The organism is Homoserinimonas sp., assembly GCF_056262345.1.
Genome location: NZ_JBACFR010000095.1, coordinates 1 through 18982 on the forward strand (window position 1 = coordinate 1; position 18982 = coordinate 18982).

Genomic DNA, 18982 nt, shown 5'->3' on the forward strand with positions numbered 1-18982 from the left:
ATCAAACTGCAGCATGGGCAAAGCTGCTCCTCGCCGTCATCGTCGTTGCGCTGCTCGCGATTGCCTGGCGGGCCACGGTCTCCTGGGTCATTCGTCTCCGCGTTCCGAGGGATCTTTCCTTGGCCTCCGGCGGCCGGGGTCTCGGCTGGTTTGACGTGTTTGCCGGAACGGAAGTTGGCGCGATCGCCGCACGCAGCATGACGTACTGGCTGCGGGACCCGCGCTACCGCCTCGTACTCATGATCATCCCCGTCGTCGCGCTCCTCGTGCTTGTGCCGTTCCTCGTGATCGGCGTCTGGTGGCAGAACCTTGCCCTCGTTCCGTTGCCCATCATTTGCCTCTTCTTGGGCTGGGCGCTGCACAACGATCTCGCCCACGACAGCTCGGCGCTCTGGCTCCACGTCGCATCCAACGTGTCCGGCTGGACCGACAGGGTGGGCCGGGCCATTCCCGTCCTCTTCATCGGCAGTCTCACGATCGCGTTGCTTGCCCCCGTTTCCACCGCCCTGTACAGCGATTGGTCGGTTTTCCCCGCCATGATCGGGCTCAGCTTCTGCCTGCTCCTGAGCGGCATCGGAATCTCGAGCTACCTCTCGGTTCGTATGCCGTATGCGGCTGTTCGCCCGGGTGCGAGCCCGTTTGCGCAGCCGCAATCGTCGTCGGGTTCCGGCGGTCAAGCGGTGGCATTCCTCCTCATTCTCATCTGCGCCGTCCCCACCCTCGGTCTCGGGGCGTTGACCCTTTCCGAAGGCGGCCTGTGGGGCATGCTCACTCTTCTTGCGGGCGTCGTCACAGGACTGTTGGTGCTCGTGTGTGGGCTCGCTGCCGGCGCCAGGGTATTTGCCCGGCAAGCGCCCGAACTCTTGGCCTTCACCCTGCGCAACTAGGCGGCAGCGTTTACCATTGAGTCATGAGCAACACCGAGCACAGCGGAGGCGGCACCGACACCCTTGACCGGGAGTTGGAGGAGCTGCTCAATCAGGAGCAGCTGGATAACGGCGACCACGAGCGCTTCTCGCACTATGTGCAGAAGGAAAAGATTCTCAAGTCGGCCATGAGTGGCAAACCCGTGATCGCCCTCTGCGGCAAAGTGTGGACCCCGGGGCGCGACCCGCAAAAGTTTCCCGTCTGCCCAACCTGCAAAGAGATCTACGAAAAGATGAAGAAGTAGTCAGGGCGTGGATGGCCTGTTGATCGACCCGGAGTCCGCAGTGGCACCGTTCGAGCAATTGCGTCAGCACATTCTGGAGCAGGTCAGCAGCGGCTCCCTCGCAGCAGGAGCAAAGCTCCCGACGGTTCGGCGACTAGCCGACGACCTGGGTCTCGCCGCCAACACGGTGGCGAAGGCCTACAGGGAGCTTGAGACGGCTGGCATCATCGAGACTCGCGGCCGCGCAGGCTCGTTCGTCTCGGCGCAGGGCGGCGTCGTCGAGCAAAGCGGGCAGAGGGCCGCGCGGGACTACGCCGACAGCATCCGCAAGCTCGGAATCGATGCCGATACCGCGCTTGCCTGGGCACAGGCGGCGCTGCGGTCTTAGACGAAACAGAGAAGGCCCCGGTCAGAGGCCCGGGCCCTTCTCCGTGCGTGTGGGACCTTAGAACTGGTTCATCGTGTTGTCTTTGCCGCTTGCCTTGAGGGCAGCGTCGCCGGCGAAGTACTCCTTGTGGTTGTCACCGATGTCGGATCCGGCCATGTTCTGGTGTTTGACCGTGGCAATTCCCTCGCGGATCTCCCGGCGCTGAACGCCCTTGACGTAGGCGAGCATCCCCTGATCGGCGAAGTATCCCTTGGCCAGATCATCCGTCGACAGCGCTGCCGTGTGGTACGTGGGCAGGGTGATGAGGTGGTGGAAGATGCCAGCCTGAGCCGAGCCATCGCGCTGGAAGGTGCGGATCATCTCGTCGGCGATCTGCGCGAGCTCGGTCTCGTCGTACTCGACGCTCATGAGCTTGGCGCGGTCGTAGGCAGAGACATCCTTGCCCTCGGCAAGCAGGTTGTCGTACGCCTGCTGACGGAAGTTGAGGGTCCAGTTGAACGACGGGCTGTTGTTGTAGACGAGCTTGGCGTTGGGGAAGACCTCGCGCACCGCGTTCATCATCCCGGCGATCTGGCCAACGTGCGGCTTCTCTGTCTCAATCCAGAGCAGGTCGGCGCCGTTCTGCAGCGACGTAATGCTGTCGAGAACACAGCGAGCCTCGCCTGTTCCCTGACGGAACTGGTAGAGGTTGCTGGCGAGACGCTTGGGGCGAACGAGCTTGCCGTCGCGCTTGATGACGACGTCTCCGTTGCCCAGGTCGGCCTCGGAGATCTCTTCGACGTCGAGGAACGAGTTGTACTGGTCGCCCAGGTCGCCGGGCTCGTGGCTGACGGCGAGTTTCTGGGTGAGGCCGGCGCCCAACGAGTCGGTGCGCGAGACGATGACGCCGTTGTCGATGCCGAGTTCGAGGAACGCGTAGCGAACCGCGGTGAGCTTGGCGATGAAGTCCTCGTGCGGAACCGTGACCTTGCCGTCCTGGTGGCCGCACTGCTTCTCGTCAGAAAACTGGTTCTCGATCTGGATGGCGCACGCGCCAGCTTCGATCATCTTCTTGGCCAGCAGGTAGGTGGCCTCTGGGTTGCCGAAGCCGGCGTCGATGTCGGCGATGATCGGCACGACGTGGGTTTCGAAGTTGTCGATCTGAGCCTGGATCAGTTCAACCGAGGTCTCGTCGCCTGCCGCACGCGCAGCATCCAGCTGGGTGAAAAGAAGGTCGAGTTCACGGGCGTCGGCCTGGCGGAGGAACGTGTAGAGCTCTTCGATGAGCGCGGGCACCGAGGTCTTCTCGTGCATCGACTGGTCGGGCAGCGGGCCGAACTCGGAGCGGAGGGCTGCGACCATCCATCCCGAAAGGTAGAGGTAGCGCTTGTTGGTGGTCTTAAGGTGCTTCTTGATCGAGATCAGCTTCTGCTGGCCGATGAAGCCGTGCCATACGCCGAGCGACTGGGTGTAGGCAGACGAGTCGGCGTCGTACTCGTCCATGTCCTTGCGCATGATGTCGGCGGTGTACTGGGCGATCTCCAGGCCGGTCTTGAAGCGGTTCTGGGCGCGCATGCGGGCGACCGACTCGGGGTTGATCGCATCCCAGGCGGTTCCGTACTGCTGCTTGAGGGACTCGATGGACTCGATGTCGTTCAGGTAGGCGGTCATGGTCTTCCTTTGGTGAGGTGTGCAATGTGGTGAGCCCGAGAGAACGGATGGTGGGGGCTGTGGCCGTAGCGGGCGATGCCGCAGCCCCCTCGTCGCGGCGTGGCCGGCAGCGACGGACCTGGTTCGCGCGGGCGGGTGCGAACCAGTGGCGGATTCGGCCCTGGGTAGGGAGCCGAACCGGTACCGATTAGGCGGCGCGGGCGCTCGCAGGTTCTTCGACGAGGTACCGCGTGTAGGCAGAGATCGTGAGGAACGTGGGGTACTCCTCGCGCAGAGCGACCTCGCGGAAAATATCGATGGCATCGTCGAAACGATCGCCGTCGTGCCGCTGGAGATCGAGGCGCTCGATGATTCCCTCGACGACCTCGGTGGAGATCACCGTGCCCTCTTCTGTGACGGTGGACTGGTGGATCCACTGCCAGATCTGCGAGCGGCTGATCTCTGCCGTTGCGGCATCCTCCATGAGGTTGTCGATGGCGGCAGCGCCGACACCACGCAGCCACGACTCGATGTAGCGGATGGCGATGGAGACGTTGTCGCGCAGGCCAGCATCCGTCACGGTTCCGCCAATGGAGCGGATGTCGAGCAGCTGGTCGCGGGTGACGTGAACGTCGGGGCGCAGGCGGTCGACCTGGTTGGGCTTGTCCCCGAGCACCGCATCAAACTCGGCGCGAGCCGTGGGGATGAGGTCCGGGTGAGCAACCCAGGTGCCGTCGAAGCCGTCGGTGGCCTCGCGTCGCTTGTCCGCCGCGACCTGCTCAAGAGCACGCGCGGTGACCTCGGGGTCACGGCGGTTGGGGATGAACGCGCTCATGCCGCCGATCGCGAATGCACCGCGCTTGTGGCACGTGCTCACGAGGAGCTCCGTGTAGGCCCGCATGAACGGAACGGTCATCGTGATCTGCTTGCGGTCGGGCATCACGAACCACTGACCACGGCCGCGGTAGTTCTTGATGATGGAGAAGATGTAGTCCCAGCGGCCAGCGTTGAGGCCGGCGCAGTGGTCGCGCAGTTCGTAGAGGATCTCGTCCATCTCGAATGCTGCGGGGATCGTCTCAATAAGAACGGTTGCGCGGATGGTGCCCTGGGGGATTCCGATGTACTCCTCCGAGAAGGTGAAGACGTCGTTCCACAGGCGGGCCTCAAGGTGAGATTCGAGCTTGGGCAGGTAGAAGTACGGCCCGCGACCCTGCTCGATGAGCTTCTTCGCGTTGTGGAAAAAGTAGAGGCCGAAGTCGACGAGGCTGCCGCTGGCGGCCATGCCGGTGCCGGCTGCATCGACGTAGCGCAGGTGCTTCTCAACGAGGTGCCAGCCGCGAGGGCGGAACACGATCGTCGGCGTCTGCTCAGCGGTCACGGAGTAGGACTTGCCCTCCGGGTTCGTGTACTCGAGCTGGCCACGGAGAAAGTCGAAGAGGCTCAGCTGGCCGCCGATGACGTTGCCCCAGGTGGGGCTCGTGGCGTCTTCTTGGTCGGCGAGCCACACGTTGGCGCCAGAGTTGAGGGCGTTGATCGCCATCTTGCGGTCGGTGGGGCCAGTGATCTCGACGCGGCGGTCTTCGAGTCCCGGGCCTGCACCGGCAACGCGCCAGGTGTCATCCGAACGAATGTGCTCGGTCTCGGGAAGGAAGCGCAGGTCGCGACCGTTGCCCAGGTCGAAGCGTCGCTGCATGCGATCTGCGAGCCGGTCGTGGCGCAGACCGCTGAACTTGGCGTGAAGGGCGGTTACGAAGGCCAGTGCCTCATCGGTGAGGATTTCGTCGAAGCGCTCTTCGCGGGGTCCGGTGACTTCAATCGTCGTGTTCATGGTCTGGCCTTTCAGTGCTCGGTGTGACGGGCTGTGGGGCCCGTGTGACCACTCTGTGGCAAGTTCTAGTGCTCTTCGCAAGAAAAGTTTGTAGAAAAATGTGGATTCTTCTATTGCCTAGAAGAAGCGGATCTGAGAGTCTTTCGGCATGACGCAGACGTCCATCACCGCAGAACCACTGGCACCGCCGACCGCACCAGAAGGTGGCCTGACGGTCGATTCCCTCATGATTGGCAAGCGCATCCGCCAGTTGCGAACGGAGCGAGGGATGACGCTCGACGACCTGGGCGCAGCGATCGGGCGAGCAGCATCCCAGGTGAGCGTGCTGGAGAACGGCAAGCGGGAACCCCGGCTGAGCGATCTGCAGACGCTGGCCAAAGCGCTCGGGGTCGGACTCGATGTTCTTCTTGCGACCGAAGCGCCGTCCAAGCGGGCCGCGCTGGAGATTGCTCTCGAGCGGGCGCAGCGAGGCCCCCTCTATTCGACTCTTGGCCTGCCGGCGCTGCCGGTTCGCAAAACCCTCAGCGACGAGGCAATCGAGACGATCCTGGGCCTGCATTCAGAGCTTGACAGGCTGCACCGTCAGCGTGCGGCAACGCCGGAGGAGGCTCGCCGGGCCAACGGGGAGCTGCGCCAGCAGATGCGGCGCCAGAACAACTACTTTCCCGAACTTGAGAAAGCGGCGGGAACCCTGCTCGCCGCCGTTGGTCACACGGGCGGTCCGCTGTCGCAGCGGGTAGCCTCCGACCTGGCTAGCCACCTGGGATTCTCGCTCCACTATGTCAACGACCTGCCAGCATCCACTCGCTCGGTTACCGACCTCAAGAACGGTCGCATCTACCTCAAGATGACCGAGGGGGGAGACCCGAGGACGGCGCTCCTGCAGGCGCTCGCCGGTCATGTGCTGGGGCTGCGCGAGCCGGTCGACTACGGCGACTTCTTGAGGCAGCGCGTGGAGACCAACTACTTGGCCGCCGCGCTCATGGTGCCAGAGGCGGGCGCCGTCGACTTTCTTACGAGAGCCAAAAACGCGCGAGAGCTGTCAGTCGAAGACCTGCGTGACACCTTTGCCGTGAGCTACGAGACGGCAGCCCATCGCTTCACGAACCTCGCCACGGAACACCTCGGGATTCCGGTTCATTTTCTCAAGGTCCACGAGTCGGGCACGATTTCAAAGGCCTACGAAAACGACAGCGCAGCGTTCCCCACTGACGCGCTCGGCGCCGTGGAAGGCCAGATGGTGTGCCGCAAATGGAGCGCACGCCAGGTGTTCGACGTGGATGACCGGTTCAGCCCGTACCACCAGTACACGGACAAGCCCGCGGGCACCTATTGGTGCACATCGAGCATCCAGTCGTCAGATCAGGGGTCGTTCTCGGTGAGTGTTGGCACGCCGTTTGCCAACGTGAAGTGGTTCAGGGGAAGAGACACACGGCATCGACAGGTATCAAGCTGCCCAGATCCCGAGTGCTGCCGCAAACCCCCTCAGGACCTGTCGACCAAGTGGGCAGATTTCTCCCTGCCGAGCGCCAGGCTCCAGTCATCTCTCCTCGCGGCGGTGCCGACCGGTTCGTTCACGGGGATCGACCAGACCGAGGTCTACGCGTTTCTCGAGGCCCACGAGCCCGCCTAACGAGCGCTCAGGAGTATGTGGTGGCCAGCGCGGGGTCGCCTCGGCTCAGGCGGAAGGCGTCTGCCGGTAGCTCGGCGATAGCGGCCTTGCGGTGTTCGCGGGCCAGGGCGGTCCCGGCGATACCGACATAGCGATCATCCGCAACGCCGTCGGTCATGAGGTCGACATGGAGCGAACGACCCTGGCTGTCGTTGCCCTCGATGCGGATGTGTTCCTCGGTGGCAATGCCTGATTCGTTGAGCAGGCGAACCGGCCACTTGCGGCCGCCGGGGGTGGCCTTGCCGCTCGATTTTTTAGCGACGGATACCCACTCGCCGTCGGTTCCCTGCCGGGCGACCAGCTTGTAGACCATGCCGGCGGCGGGGGAGCCAGATCCTGTGACAACGGAGGTGCCCACCCCATAGGAGTCCACGGGCACTGCCCGCAGTGATGCGATTGTGAACTCATCGAGGTCGTTCGTCACGGTGATCTTGGTGCCGGTGGCTCCCAGAGAATCGAGCTGGGCACGCACCGCGGCCACGAGCTCAGGAAGGTCGCCGCTGTCGATACGAACCGCGCCGAGTTGTGGGCCAGCAACGCGCACGGCCGTCTCGACCGCGGTGTGAACGTCATAGGTGTCGACGAGCAGTGTTGTGCCGACCCCGAGCGCATCCACCTGGGCGCGGAAGGCCTCCTCCTCCGTGTCGTGCAGGAGGGTAAAGGAATGTGCCGCGGTGCCCATGGTCGGCACGCCCCACGTTCGCCCCGCCTCAAGGTTGCTCGTTGCCGAGAAGCCAGCGATGTAGGCGGCCCGCGCCGCCGCGACGGCGGAGGATTCACCCGTCCGCCGCGAACCCATCTCCGCTAGAGGCCGGTCTCCGGCTGCATGAACCATGCGCGCGGCGGCCGTGGCCACCGAGCAGTCGTAGTTCAGCACGCTCAGGATGAGCGTCTCGAGAATGACGCCCTCAGCAAAGCCGCTCTCGACCACAAGAAGCGGGGAGCCGGGAAAGTAGACCTCGCCCTCCCGGTATCCGTGGATGCTTCCAGAGAAGCGATAGTCGGCGAGCCAGTCAAGCGTGGGTGGGGTGACGATGCGGTTCTCGCTCAACCAGGTGAGCTCAGCATCCCCAAACCGAAAGCGTTCGATCAGGCTCAGAAGCCGGCCGGTGCCCGCAACGATGCCGTAGCGACGAGCCCCGGGGAGCCTGCGGGTGAATGCCTCGAATACGCACTGCCGCTCGTGCGTGCCAGCTCTGAGAGCGGCGTCCACCATCGTTAGTTCGTATTGGTCCGTAAGGAGAGCAGTCGTCTGGTCGGCAGAAACTGCGGGCTCGCTGTGCATGAAGGTCAGCTTACCGAGGGGGCCGGGTTAGGATCTGTTGTGCCGAATCGTAGCCTCGCCTTCGACCCCGCTGGGTTCGACTCCTTCAGCTTTGTGAACATCGAGCGCACGGACGAGACCGGCGAGGTCGTCTTTCACTACCGCCTTAACGGGCCTGCCCCCCGCGACTTTGCGGAGCGCATTGTTTTTGCGTTGCCAGAAGATGGCGACGCTGACTGGGATTCCGCAGCATCCGTCTTGCCGTTGCTCGGCGCTGTTCTCGGGCTCAGTTATTACAAGGCGGCAGCGCCACCCCGCTACGAGATCGCCGTCGACGGTCTTGCGGAGCCGGGCGTCGCGTTTCTGCGCGATGCGATCCACTTCGGGCTGGGAGAGTTCGCCTACCGCGCAGGGCTGCCCGGTCTGCTCGACGTCGACATCACGGTATCTCGGCCGTTCGCGCGGGTTGACGAGCCGAAAGAGATTGCCGAGGATCGGCTCAACCGGCCTCTCGTTCCGCTCGGCGGCGGCAAGGACTCCGTGGTCTCGGTCGAGTCGATGCGGTATGTGGGCCTCGACGTCACCCAGTTCTCCGTGAATCCCAACGTCGTTATGCAGCGCGTGGCCACCGCAAGCGGGCTCCCGTTTGTCTCGGCCCGCCGCATCCTCGACTCTGCTCTGTTTGAGGCGAATGCCTCGGGAGCTCTCAACGGGCACGTTCCCGTTACCGCGATGGTGTCGCTCATCGCCGTTGCTCAGGCGAAGCTTCTCGGGCTTGGCCCCGTCGTCATGTCGAACGAGAGTTCTGCGGCAGAGGCAACCATGATGTGGGACGGCGTCCCCGTGAACCATCAATGGTCAAAGAGTCTCGACGCTGAGGTTCTGCTCGCCTCGGCCATCGAAGCGCAGACGGGGGAGCGGGGCGGCTACTTCTCCCTATTGCGCCCCTTTACGGAGCTGCGCATCGCCCGAAAGTTCGCCCAGACCGCGGGCTACGACACCTCGATCGTCAGTTGCAACCGGGCCTTCCGCATCAGCGGAGCGGAGCCCGGATGGTGCGGCGAATGCGCCAAGTGCCAGTTTGTCTTTCTCGCTTTCTCGCCATTCATGTCGCGCGAACGACTCATGGGCATCGTGGGGGTCGACATGTTCGACAACGAGGATTTGATCGACGGGTTCCGTTCGCTTCTCGGACTCGGCAACCACAAGCCGTGGGAGTGCGTCGGCGAAGAAGCCGAATCGACCGTGGCTCTCAGCCACGCCGCCCGGTCGGATGACTGGCGAGACACTGCGGTCGTTCGAGCGCTCGTCGCAGACTCGCCCGAAATCGCCGAAGGCGACGCGGATATTGAGCGAGCGCTTTTTGACGACCGCCCGGCGGTCGAGGTGCCACCGCTCTATGAAGAGGCGCGGCATGCCCTTGAATGATGCCCCTGCTGAGTCGAGTTCTGCCGCCCGCGGCGTTCAGTCGCTCGCCGGCCGCCGCGTGCTCATCGTCGGCACAGGCAAGGAGGGTCGCGCCATTGCTGACGCTGTCGACGGCATTGCGGCATCTGCAATCGCATATAACGACGCAGAAGGCGACTCCGTCGACGCGTGGCGAACCGCCTGGGGCCAGCGCATCCCCGTCGTTGTCGGAGAGACCCCCGACGGCATCGACGTCGTAGTTGCGTCTCCCGGCGTGAGCAAGCATCACCCTCTCTTGCAAAGCATGCGCGAGTCAGGGGTCGCCGTTACGAGCGGCACCAGCCTCTGGCTCGCCGAGCACGCAGCCTCCACAGTTGGAGTCACCGGCAGCAAGGGAAAAAGCACGACAAGCAGCCTCATCCACCACCTCACCGCGCGGCTGGTCGGTGACGTCGTTCTCGGCGGCAACATTGGGCTGCCTCTGCTCGCGATGCCGCCTGCTCCCCGCTATGTGGTCGAGCTTTCGAGCTACCAATGCTCGGCGCTCACCGTGTCGCCCGCCACCGTCGTGCTCACGTCGCTGTTTCCCGAACACCTCGATTGGCACGGCAGCGAAGGCGACTACTACGCCGACAAGCTCAACATCGTGGCCCACGGTCCGCGGGCCGTGATTGTGAATGCACTCGATCCGCGCCTGGTTGAGCAGATCGGCCGCCGCTTCGAGGAGCTCGACTACGAGCCCGTCGGTCTGCCGCAGTCCTTTCACGTGGCCGACGGATGGTTCCGCCGCGGCGAGATCGCACTGTTCGAGCGGAGCGCTCTGCCTCTGCGCGGCGACCACAACGCTACTAATGCGTGCCTCGCCCTTGCTGCCCTTGACGCTAACGGCTATTCGATTCTCGATAACGCCCAAGCCGTCGCCCAGGCGCTCGCGGACTTCCACCCGCTTGAGCACAGGCTTGAAGAGATCCCGGATGCCGCTGGCATCACCTTCGTTGACGACTCGCTGTCGACGAGTCCCTATGCTGCGATCGAGGCTATGCGGGCGTTTGCGCCAGCGCCCCTCACGCTGCTCGTTGGTGGGCAGGATCGCGGGGTCGACTACGCCCCCCTCGTTGACTACCTCGCTGAGCATCCGATCTGCGCCGTTATCGGGCTGCCCGGCAGTGGCGCCCACCTCACGGAGATGATGCCAGAGGCTCAGCCCGTCGCGGTCGCTGCAGATATGGGCGATGCTGTGCGAAAGGCCAGGGCGCTCACTCCCCGCGGCGGCATCGTGTTGCTGTCGCCGGCGGCACCGAGCTACGGCTTCTATGCGAACTACGCGGAGCGCGCCGCCGACTTTAGGCATGCGATCGAGACGACCCGCTAGAGCTGCGGCGCAGGCGCAGCGCTGGCCTCGTCGGTGCTGCGGCAGCGTCGGCGCCTCGTGGGAGGATTGGTTTCATGACTGAACTCCGCCTCGACGGCCGCACCAACGATCAACTCCGCCCCGTGACCTTCGAGCGCGGATGGAGCAAGCAGGCGGAGGGCAGCTGCCTCGTCAGCTTTGGTGACACCAAGGTTCTCTGCACGGCATCCTTCACTAACGGCGTTCCTCGCTGGATGACCGGCAAGGGCAAGGGGTGGGTCACGGCCGAGTACTCGATGTTGCCGCGGGCGACGAACAGCCGCTCCGACCGGGAGGCGGTCAAGGGCAAGATCGGCGGACGCACCCACGAGATCTCACGCCTCATCGGCCGCAGCCTGCGGGCCGTCGTCGATATGAAGGCACTGGGCGAGAACACGATCGTCATCGACTGCGACGTCTTGCAGGCCGACGGCGGCACGCGCACCGCCGCGATCACTGGCGCGTACGTTGCCCTCGCCGACGCGCTCGAGTGGGGCCGCGCCAACAAGTTCATTGCCCAGAAGGCCGTCCCGCTCGTTGACAGCATCGCCGCTGTCTCTGTCGGCATCATCGACGGAGCCCCCATGCTCGATTTGGCGTACACCGAGGATGTGCGGGCTGAGACCGACATGAACGTTGTCGCGACCGGTCGCGGACTTTTCGTTGAGGTGCAGGGAACCGCTGAGGGTGCGCCGTTCGATCGCCGCGAACTCGATTCGATTCTGGATCTCGCGCTTGCCGGTACAGCGCAGCTCACGGAGGCCCAGAAGGCAGCCCTCGCGTGACCACGCTGGTGCTCGCGACGCATAATGCGCACAAGGTCGTGGAGCTGCGCCGCATTCTCGGCACGCTCCTCGAGGGAATCGAGCTGGTCGCCTACGACGGCCCGGAGCCCGTCGAAGACGGCGAGACCTTTGCCGCCAACGCGTTGATCAAGGCTCGCGCTGCCCACCGCCACACGGGGCTGCCCGTAATCGCCGACGACTCCGGCATTTGCGTCGACGCCTTAGGGGGAGCGCCCGGTGTGCATTCTGCTCGTTATGCCGGCACGCGCGATGACGCCGACAACTACCGTCTGCTGCTCAAGAATCTGGGGGATTCCGAGAACCGTGCCGCCGACTTCATGTGCGCAGCAGCGTTCGTGAATGACGACGTTGAACTCGTCGAGGTCGGCGTATGGAAGGGCACGATTCTGCATGCACCGGCGGGCGAGGGAGGGTTTGGCTACGACCCGATCTTTCAGCCAGAGGGGCTGGACGTTGCGTCGGCCCAGCTCTCGGCCGACGAGAAGAATGCAATCAGTCACCGGTCGAGGGCGTTCACGGCGCTGCTCCCGCAGGTGAGACAGCACCTCATCTAACGGCTGGCGGAAGTCCCTCATCAGGGTCTAGGATTTCGGCATGCCGAAATCAGTGTTGCCGGAAGGGCGAAAGAGTGCCGCCCGCGGAGTCTTCTTGCTTGGCCCGGCTTTCGTCGCCGCCATCGCCTATGTCGATCCCGGCAACGTTGCCGCCAACCTCACGGGCGGGGCCGCTTTCGGCTACCTGCTCGTGTGGGTGCTGGTCGCGGCAAACCTCATGGCAGCGCTCGTTCAGTATCAGTCGGCGAAGCTGGGCATCGTCACGGGGCGAACGATGCCGCAACTGCTGGGGGAGCGCATGCGCCCTACCCAGCGGCGACTCTTCTGGGGTCAGGCGGAACTCGTCGCGGTTGCGACCGATCTCGCCGAAGTCATCGGTGGAGCTATCGCCCTCAACCTCTTGTTCGGCCTGCCGCTGTTCTGGGGCGGCCTCATCGTCGGCGCTATCTCCATGGGCCTTCTCGCTTTGCAGACCCGTCACGGGCAGCGACCGTTCGAGTTTGTGATCGTCGGCCTCCTCGCGATCATCGCGGTGGGATTCTTGGCGGGCCTCGTCGTGAGCCCTCCCGATGGCGGCGCAGTGCTCGAAGGCCTCATCCCGCGCTTCGACGGTGCGGAGTCCGTACTGCTCGCGGCGAGCATGCTCGGCGCAACGGTTATGCCGCACGCCATCTATGTCCACTCCGCCCTCGCTCGAGACCGGCACGGCAGGGCGCGGGATGCGGCCGACCGCAAACGCCTGCTCGGGGCCACGCGCTGGGACGTGATCATCGCCCTGACCATCGCAGGAGTGGTCAACATCGGCATGCTCTTGCTTGCAGCGGGAAACCTCAGGGGAGTGGACGGCACCGACACCATTGAGGGGGCCCATGCCGCCATCGAATCTGCTCTTGGGCCCGCAATCGGCCTCGTGTTCGCCATAGGACTTCTTGCCTCCGGTCTTGCCTCCACAGCGGTCGGCAGCTATGCCGGTGCGACGATCATGGAGGGGCTGCTCGGCTGGCGCATCCCGGTATTCACCAGGCGGGTGCTCACCATGATTCCCGCGCTCATCATCCTGGCCATAGGAGTTAGCCCGACCTGGGCGCTCGTCATCAGCCAGGTCTTCCTGAGCTTCGGCATCCCGTTCGCCCTCATTCCGCTGCTCAAGCTCACGAGCGACCGCACGGTGATGGGTGACGCGGTCAACCGACCCCTCGTCAACTGGGCGCTCGGCCTCGTCGTGGTGCTCGTGGTGGCGCTCAACGTTACGCTGATCGTGCTGACAGTGACGGGGGGTGCATAGTGAGCGCCGCGAAAAAGGGCATGCCGGCGACCTCTGTCGTCGAGGACTATGTCAAGACGATTTATGCCTACACGGAATGGCAAAACGCACCGGTAACGCCCTCAGCGCTTGCAGCGAGACTGGGGCTCGCGGCATCCTCCGTCACCGAAATGGTCAAGAAGCTTGCGGCCGCCGACCTCGTTAACCACGTTCCGTATGGTGCGGTAACGCTCACGGATGAAGGTCGGATGCTCGCAGTGAGAATGGTGCGAAGGCACCGGCTCATCGAGACATGGCTTGTCGAGTCGTTCGGCTATGGCTGGGACGAGGTACACGACGAGGCAGAGGTTCTGGAGCACGCCATTTCTGATCGGTTGCTCGATGCGATCTACGAGCAGCTCGGCCGACCAAGCCGCGACCCGCATGGCGACCCGATTCCCGCCCCGGATGGGTCGGTGACGATTCCCGACGCGATCGCGCTCGCGCAGGCTCCGGAAGGCCACGTCGGTCGGGTGCTGCGCATCAGCGATAGAAACCCCATGCTTTTGCGACACCTGGCCGCGGAGGGTGTTGCCGTTGACTCGGATGTCGTGGTGGTCGGGCGCAAGCCCTTCGGCGGTTCCCTCACCGTGCGCCTCGGAGCCGCAGAGCTCGATCTGGGCGATGAGGCCGCATCGGCGATCTGGGTGTCTGCCTAGCTGAGGTTTGCAGGGCATCCGTCTGCACTAGCGTTGAGGGTGCCATGAATGAGACACCCAGCGATTCTTCGCAGCCCACCGAATCTTCCGTTCCGATTGACGCACCGCTGCCCGAGCGCATCGCCCAGGCCGTGGCTCGCTTTGGCGAGGCCGCCTTCACCCAGCGCGCAATTGGGCTACTTGAGGGGCGTAACGAAGGCGAAGACGTGCTGCTGTACGTGGGTGGTCGGCATGCTCAGGGGCTTCTCGATGGCGCTCCCGCGCTGTACTGGCCGGAGCTCTGGGGTGCCCGCGCTCTCCTGCACGTGTGGGACGACTCCGCGGAGGCCGCTGTTGTGCGGGGTGTCGACAATCGCGCGTGGCGCGTGCGAGAGATGTGCCTCAAGGTGTGCGCTGAGCGCGGCGTCGGCGACGAGTCTTCGCTCAAGCGCAGGACCACCGACGAGAACCCTCGGGTCAGGGCTGCCGCTGCACGCGCCCTCGCCGCGATCGGCACGGCGGAGAGTGAAGAGCCGCTGCGACGGATGCTGCGCGACCCCGATAAGGATGTGCGCCGCGCCGCGGGCGAATCCCTTAAGGAGCTCGCTGCGCGCCTGGCCTAGTCGCCGCGCTGAGTACTGCCGCCGAGTGCTGCGGCTGCGCTACTGCAACCCTGCGCTACTCAGGCTTGGCGCCCGACCCTGACTGCTTGTCGGGGTCGTTGCTGGGGTCCTGGTCGAAGTAGGCCTGGTCGAGAACGATCTCGTCCCGCGACAGTGGCGCAAGGCCAGCAAGTCGTGCCTTTTTGGCCTTGCGGTTCGACTGGACGTAGTGCCAGATGGTCGGGATGAGCGTGATTGCCACGGCGCCGAGCAGGATCACATCGATGTACTCGGTGACGAACTCAGCAACGGGCGGAATGTAGCCGATAAGAAAGCCAAAGTAGGTGAGCCCGAAGCCCCAGATGACGGCGCCGATCAGGTTATAGAGCGAGTACTTGCGGTAGTCCATGTGGCCGACTCCGGCGGCGACCGGCACGAAGGTGCGCAGAATGGGCACGAAGCGCGCGAGAATCACGGAGAGGCCTCCGAAGCGGGCAAAGAACGCGTTCGTGCGCTCCACGTTCTCGCGGCTGAACAGCCCGCTTTCTTTGCGTTCGAAGATGCTGGGGCCGAACTTGTGGCCTATGAGGTAGCCCACTTCGCCGCCCAGGAACGCCGCGAGGGCGATGAGGATGCCGACCCACCAGATGTCGAGGCCGAAGACGAAAACCGTGTGGGTGAGTAGCCCGGCGATGATCAGAAGCGTGTCTCCCGGCAGGAGAAAGCCGAATAGCAATCCTGTTTCTGAGAACACGATGAGGCATACGACGAGCAAGGCCCACGAGCCGGCGCTGTTGATGATGAGCTCGGGGTCGAGCCAGGGGATCAGCGCAGAGGGGAGCTGGGCTGAAACAACCTGGGCTGCGAGGGTGTGGGCTTCAAGCATCAAGCGGGTGACTCCGTCGTTCGGCGGTAGTAGCGCCTATCGACGCCAATCCAGAATACTGGCTGCCGCCGGATCACCAAGTCCATCGAGATCCGAGTCGCCGGCCTGTTTCTTAACGCGTGTTGCTGAGTACGGGAGAAGGGACTTGAACCCTCACGCCTTCCGGCACCAGAACCTAAATCTGGCGTGTATACCAATTTCACCACTCCCGCGGGCGTAGATCAGTTTAGTGGGTGGTTAACCCAGCGCGCCTGCCGCATCCTGAAATCCGGGAAGGTGTATGATGCCGACAGTGTGTCGGCATCCGGCGCCAGGGAACGAGAGGTAACAGATGAGCACCGAACAGGTGACCGCAGATCCCCGCCGGTGGAAGGCCCTAGCCTTCATCTCGCTGGCGGTGTCGCTCATCATCATGGACGCGACGGTCGTCAACGTCGCGGTACCCACGATCATCCAAGATTTGGGGCTTACCGCCTCGGATGCCGAGTGGATGAACTCGATTTATGCCCTGGTCTTCGCCGCGCTGCTCATCACCGCTGGCCGGGTGGGTGATCTGTACGGCCGCAAGAAGCTGTTCATCATCGGGGTCGTTGTCTTCGGCATCGCCAGCGTTCTCGCCGCTCTCAGCGATACCGCCAGTACCCTCATCATCGCCCGACTCATTCAGGGTGTCGGCGGGGCCATGATCATGCCGACGGCGCTCTCGTCGATCAACACGCTCTTCGTCGGGCGCGAGCGCGGAATTGCCTTCGCCGTCTGGGGCGGGACGATCGGCGGAATGGCTGCGGTCGGTCCACTGGTCGGTGGATGGCTCACCACCGCATTCAGCTGGCACTGGGCGTTTCTCATCAACGTTCCCGTCGTGATCATTGTGCTCATCGGCGCCGGTATGTTCTTGCGCGAGACGCGCGACGTTCATGCCCGGCGCGGACTGGATTTCGGCGGAATCCTGCTGTCCTCCATCGGTCTCGCGGCCTTCGTGTTCGGCCTCATCGAAGGCCTGCGCTACGGCTGGTGGTATGCGAAGGAGGGTATCGAGGTTCTCGGTGTTCCCTGGGGCCCGGAGGTTTCTCCCGTGCCGTTCGCGTTCGCCCTTGCCATCATCCTGCTCACGATTTTTGTGCTGGTCGAACGAGCGCGGGGGCGCGCTGACAAGCCTGTGCTGCTTGATCTCTCGCTTCTTCGCATCCGTAGCTTCAGCTTCGGAAGCATCGCAGCGCTCGTCGTGTCGCTCGGGGAGTTCGGCCTCCTCTATGCCCTGCCGCTCTTCTTGCAGGGCGGTCTGGGGCTCAGCGCTCTCGACACGGGAATCCTCATCGTGTGGCTCGCCCTCGGCACGTTCATCATTTCGGCACGAACGCCGGCGCTTACCCGCCGGTTGGGTGCCCGCGGGGTGGTGCGGCTCGGCCTTGCGCTCGAGGTCATCGCGATCCTCGGCCTGGGAGTCACTATCTCCCTCGATACCAATACGTGGGTTTACGCCGGATGGCTGTTCCTCTATGGCACCGGAGTCGGCATGGCCACCGCTCAGCTCACGAGTGTGATCCTCATCGACGTTCCCGTGCAGCAGTCAGGGCAGGCATCCGGGCTGCAGAGCACCTTCCGCCAGGTGGGTTCGGCGATCGGCATCGCGATCCTGGGCTCGCTCCTCGTAACATCGCTCGGCTCGACGTTCTCCACTGCTCTTGACGATGTCGACGGCATTCCTCAGGAATCGAGCAGCGGTCTCGTCACGGCAATTGAAGAGTCGGCGGGTGCTGCCATTCCCGAGATCCCCGCTGTCGTCGAAGATCAGCTCACGCAGGTTCCTGGGGTCTCGCCGGATGCAGCGGCGGAGGCCGCCAACGACGTCCAGCGGGCGGCCGAGCAGTCGATGGTCTCCGCAGCACGCATCACGATGCTGAGCGCGGCGGGCATCGTATTCCTGGGGCTGCTAGCGACGTTCGCGTTGCCGCGGGTGCGCAGCGACGAAGACGAGACGGAGGCGGAGGCCACCACGGCCGGGGCGGCCTGACCAGGGCAGCCTGGCAGGGCAGCCTTACCGTGGCTTCCCGTGTGAAGCGGGAGCCTAGCCGTGACCCACAAAAAGCATCGCGATGCCGATCGCCACAATGAGCACGCCGCCGATCATGCTCAGTGCCGAAAGGCGCCGGGGCGATGCGGCGAACCAGTCGCGTGCGCTGCCCGCCAGTAGCGCCCACGCGCCGTCGCTGACCAGGGCTATTGCAACGAAGATGGTGCCGAGCAAGCCGAGCTGCAGCGGGATCTCGCCCGCGCCGTAGTCCACGAACTGCGGCAGCACGGCGATGAGAAAAACGACCGTCTTGGGGTTGGTTATTCCCACGACAAATCCTTGCCACACGAGGCGATGGCGATTGCGCCCGACATCGACGATGTCGACATCCTCGCCCGAATCGTTGCGGTGCCGGATCGCCTGAATGCCCAGGTGGACCATGTAGGCCGAGCCAGCAATCTTGATCGCCGTGAAGACGGCGACGGAACTCTGCACGAGCACGCCGATCCCCAGGGCCACGGCGATAGCGACGACGAGGGCGCCGCGGCGAGGCAGAATGCCAGAATATTCGCGGCAGGAATCACCAGCCAACGATAGGGCGTTCTCTGTTGCCTTGCAGCAACTGGGCCTAGATTTCGCTCGGGGATCGGGATGCGAAGGAGCAGCGATGCAGCAGGAGTCGGACGAGGTCGGCCCCAAGATTGTTGAAGTGCCGCCGACGCTGGTCGGGGTCATCCACGACGTTGTGCCCATGAACCAGATGGTTCCGTTTTTTGATCGCGTGTTTGCGACCGTGCCCCGGGTGCTGGCCCAGCAGGATGTTGCCATCGCGGGTCCCGCGGTCGCGGTCTATTTTGGTGCGCCGGGGGAGACCGCCGACATCGCTGCTGGGTTCCCCATCGCATCCGAAATTGACCCTGCCGATGGCGTCACCTCGCTGTGGCTACCGACAGGCCAGGCGGTAACCGCACTACACATCGGCTCGTATGACGGCCTCGCCGACGCCTACAGCCGTCTGCTGGAGTGGATGACGGAGCGCTCACTCACCCCGGCGCAGGTCATGTGGGAGTCGTATGTGACGATGCCGACACCGGAGGCCGACCCGGCCGACATGCGCACCGCAATCACCTGGCTGCTGCAGGATTAGCCGAATGGCTCGGGCGGCTCGCGTCGCCCGACTTCGGCTGAGGGGTCCCAAATGAGTCTTCGCGGCCCCGCCCAAGCCACATTTGGGTCCCCTCAGTGGAGGCGGGCGCCCGAGAGGCCCGCGCCTGTGGAAAACCTGAGCGAGGCTCGATGCTGCTCGCCCAAGATGGCGGCATGCCCCAAGCCGTCAGCATCATCACCGAGCGCGTACGTGACCGAGTGCGGGCGGCGGGCGCGGGGCGAGACGAGCTGAGGCTCGACCCGGATGCGGTTGGCCGGGTAGTGCGGGAGGAGGTGCGCGACTA

17 protein-coding genes, 1 tRNA gene and 1 pseudogene are annotated in these 18982 nt (G+C 64.3%); 13 read left to right on the forward strand and 6 right to left on the reverse strand.

The window, feature by feature from the left end; translation table 11 throughout:
- From AC062T_RS04865 to AC062T_RS04875, 3 genes and pseudogenes are all read left to right on the forward strand, one after another.
- Positions 1 to 887 (forward strand): annotated as a pseudogene (locus AC062T_RS04865) (ABC transporter permease); the annotation flags it as partial.
- 23 nt (positions 888 to 910) lie between these two features.
- Entirely contained in the window at positions 911 to 1171 is a 261-nt protein-coding gene (locus tag AC062T_RS04870; RefSeq protein WP_108515561.1) for a DUF3039 domain-containing protein, read from the forward strand.
- 7 nt (positions 1172 to 1178) lie between these two features.
- Positions 1179 to 1538 (forward strand): GntR family transcriptional regulator, encoded by a 360-nt coding sequence (locus tag AC062T_RS04875; protein WP_476027914.1) that lies wholly within the window; start codon positions 1179 to 1181, stop codon positions 1536 to 1538.
- Between the two features lie 57 nt (positions 1539 to 1595).
- Here the strand turns inward: AC062T_RS04875 and AC062T_RS04880 are convergent, their stop codons facing one another.
- Positions 1596 to 3188: an isocitrate lyase gene (locus tag AC062T_RS04880; protein ID WP_476027916.1), complete on the reverse strand. Its 1593-nt coding sequence runs from the start codon at positions 3186 to 3188 to the stop codon at positions 1596 to 1598.
- 187 nt (positions 3189 to 3375) lie between these two features.
- Positions 3376 to 4995 carry a malate synthase A gene (aceB, locus tag AC062T_RS04885; RefSeq protein WP_476027918.1) on the reverse strand — a complete coding sequence of 540 codons (1620 nt, stop codon included), beginning with the start codon at positions 4993 to 4995 and terminating at the stop codon, positions 3376 to 3378.
- Between the two features lie 148 nt (positions 4996 to 5143).
- On the opposite strand from aceB, the gene AC062T_RS04890 reads away from it, so the two are divergent.
- Positions 5144 to 6628 (forward strand): helix-turn-helix domain-containing protein, encoded by a 1485-nt coding sequence (locus AC062T_RS04890; protein ID WP_476027920.1) that lies wholly within the window; start codon positions 5144 to 5146, stop codon positions 6626 to 6628.
- A gap of 7 nt (positions 6629 to 6635) precedes the next feature.
- On the opposite strand, the gene AC062T_RS04895 is transcribed toward AC062T_RS04890, so the two are convergent.
- Positions 6636 to 7952 carry a nicotinate phosphoribosyltransferase gene (locus AC062T_RS04895; protein ID WP_476027922.1) on the reverse strand — a complete coding sequence of 439 codons (1317 nt, stop codon included), beginning with the start codon at positions 7950 to 7952 and terminating at the stop codon, positions 6636 to 6638.
- Between the two features lie 39 nt (positions 7953 to 7991).
- Here AC062T_RS04895 and AC062T_RS04900 point away from each other — a divergent pair, with 39 nt between their 5' ends.
- The 7 genes from AC062T_RS04900 to AC062T_RS04930 all read left to right on the forward strand — a co-directional run bounded on the left by AC062T_RS04900 (position 7992) and on the right by AC062T_RS04930 (position 14652).
- Complete coding sequence (locus tag AC062T_RS04900; protein WP_476027924.1) at positions 7992 to 9359, forward strand: MurL-like N-terminal domain-containing; 1368 nt, start codon at positions 7992 to 7994, stop codon at positions 9357 to 9359.
- On the forward strand, positions 9346 to 10710 hold the full coding sequence (gene murD / locus AC062T_RS04905; protein WP_476027926.1) for a UDP-N-acetylmuramoyl-L-alanine--D-glutamate ligase: 1365 nt from the start codon (positions 9346 to 9348) through the stop codon (positions 10708 to 10710). The genes AC062T_RS04900 and murD overlap by 14 nt, the downstream gene beginning before the upstream one ends.
- 74 nt (positions 10711 to 10784) lie before the next feature.
- Complete coding sequence (gene rph / locus AC062T_RS04910; protein WP_108515574.1) at positions 10785 to 11513, forward strand: ribonuclease PH; 729 nt, start codon at positions 10785 to 10787, stop codon at positions 11511 to 11513.
- Positions 11510 to 12088, forward strand: a complete 579-nt coding sequence (gene rdgB, locus AC062T_RS04915; protein WP_476027928.1) for an RdgB/HAM1 family non-canonical purine NTP pyrophosphatase — start codon at positions 11510 to 11512, stop codon at positions 12086 to 12088. The genes rph and rdgB overlap by 4 nt, the downstream gene beginning before the upstream one ends.
- Positions 12089 to 12128: 40 nt before the next feature.
- The gene (locus AC062T_RS04920) at positions 12129 to 13373 is read left to right on the forward strand and encodes an Nramp family divalent metal transporter (RefSeq protein ID WP_476027931.1); all 1245 of its coding nucleotides are present in this window, start codon (positions 12129 to 12131) and stop codon (positions 13371 to 13373) included.
- Positions 13374 to 13393: 20 nt separating this feature from the next.
- A complete protein-coding gene (locus AC062T_RS04925; RefSeq protein WP_476027943.1) occupies positions 13394 to 14050 on the forward strand; it encodes a metal-dependent transcriptional regulator in 657 nt (218 codons plus the stop codon).
- Between the two features lie 44 nt (positions 14051 to 14094).
- A complete protein-coding gene (locus AC062T_RS04930; protein ID WP_476027933.1) occupies positions 14095 to 14652 on the forward strand; it encodes a HEAT repeat domain-containing protein in 558 nt (185 codons plus the stop codon).
- 55 nt (positions 14653 to 14707) lie between these two features.
- On the opposite strand, the gene AC062T_RS04935 is transcribed toward AC062T_RS04930, so the two are convergent.
- Positions 14708 to 15517 (reverse strand): DedA family protein, encoded by an 810-nt coding sequence (locus AC062T_RS04935; RefSeq protein ID WP_476027935.1) that lies wholly within the window; start codon positions 15515 to 15517, stop codon positions 14708 to 14710.
- A gap of 130 nt (positions 15518 to 15647) precedes the next feature.
- Positions 15648 to 15729 (reverse strand) — tRNA-Leu (locus AC062T_RS04940).
- A 119-nt stretch (positions 15730 to 15848) separates the two neighbouring features.
- On the opposite strand from AC062T_RS04940, the gene AC062T_RS04945 reads away from it, so the two are divergent.
- Positions 15849 to 17531, forward strand: a complete 1683-nt coding sequence (locus tag AC062T_RS04945) for an MFS transporter (RefSeq protein ID WP_476027937.1) — start codon at positions 15849 to 15851, stop codon at positions 17529 to 17531.
- A 54-nt stretch (positions 17532 to 17585) separates the two neighbouring features.
- Here AC062T_RS04945 and AC062T_RS04950 read toward each other — a convergent pair whose 3' ends face one another.
- Positions 17586 to 18122, reverse strand: coding sequence for a LysE family translocator (locus AC062T_RS04950; protein ID WP_476027939.1), 537 nt, complete (start codon positions 18120 to 18122; stop codon positions 17586 to 17588).
- Between the two features lie 76 nt (positions 18123 to 18198).
- On the opposite strand from AC062T_RS04950, the gene AC062T_RS04955 reads away from it, so the two are divergent.
- Positions 18199 to 18678, forward strand: coding sequence for a GyrI-like domain-containing protein (locus AC062T_RS04955; RefSeq protein WP_476027941.1), 480 nt, complete (start codon positions 18199 to 18201; stop codon positions 18676 to 18678).
- Positions 18679 to 18982 lie beyond the last annotated feature (304 nt).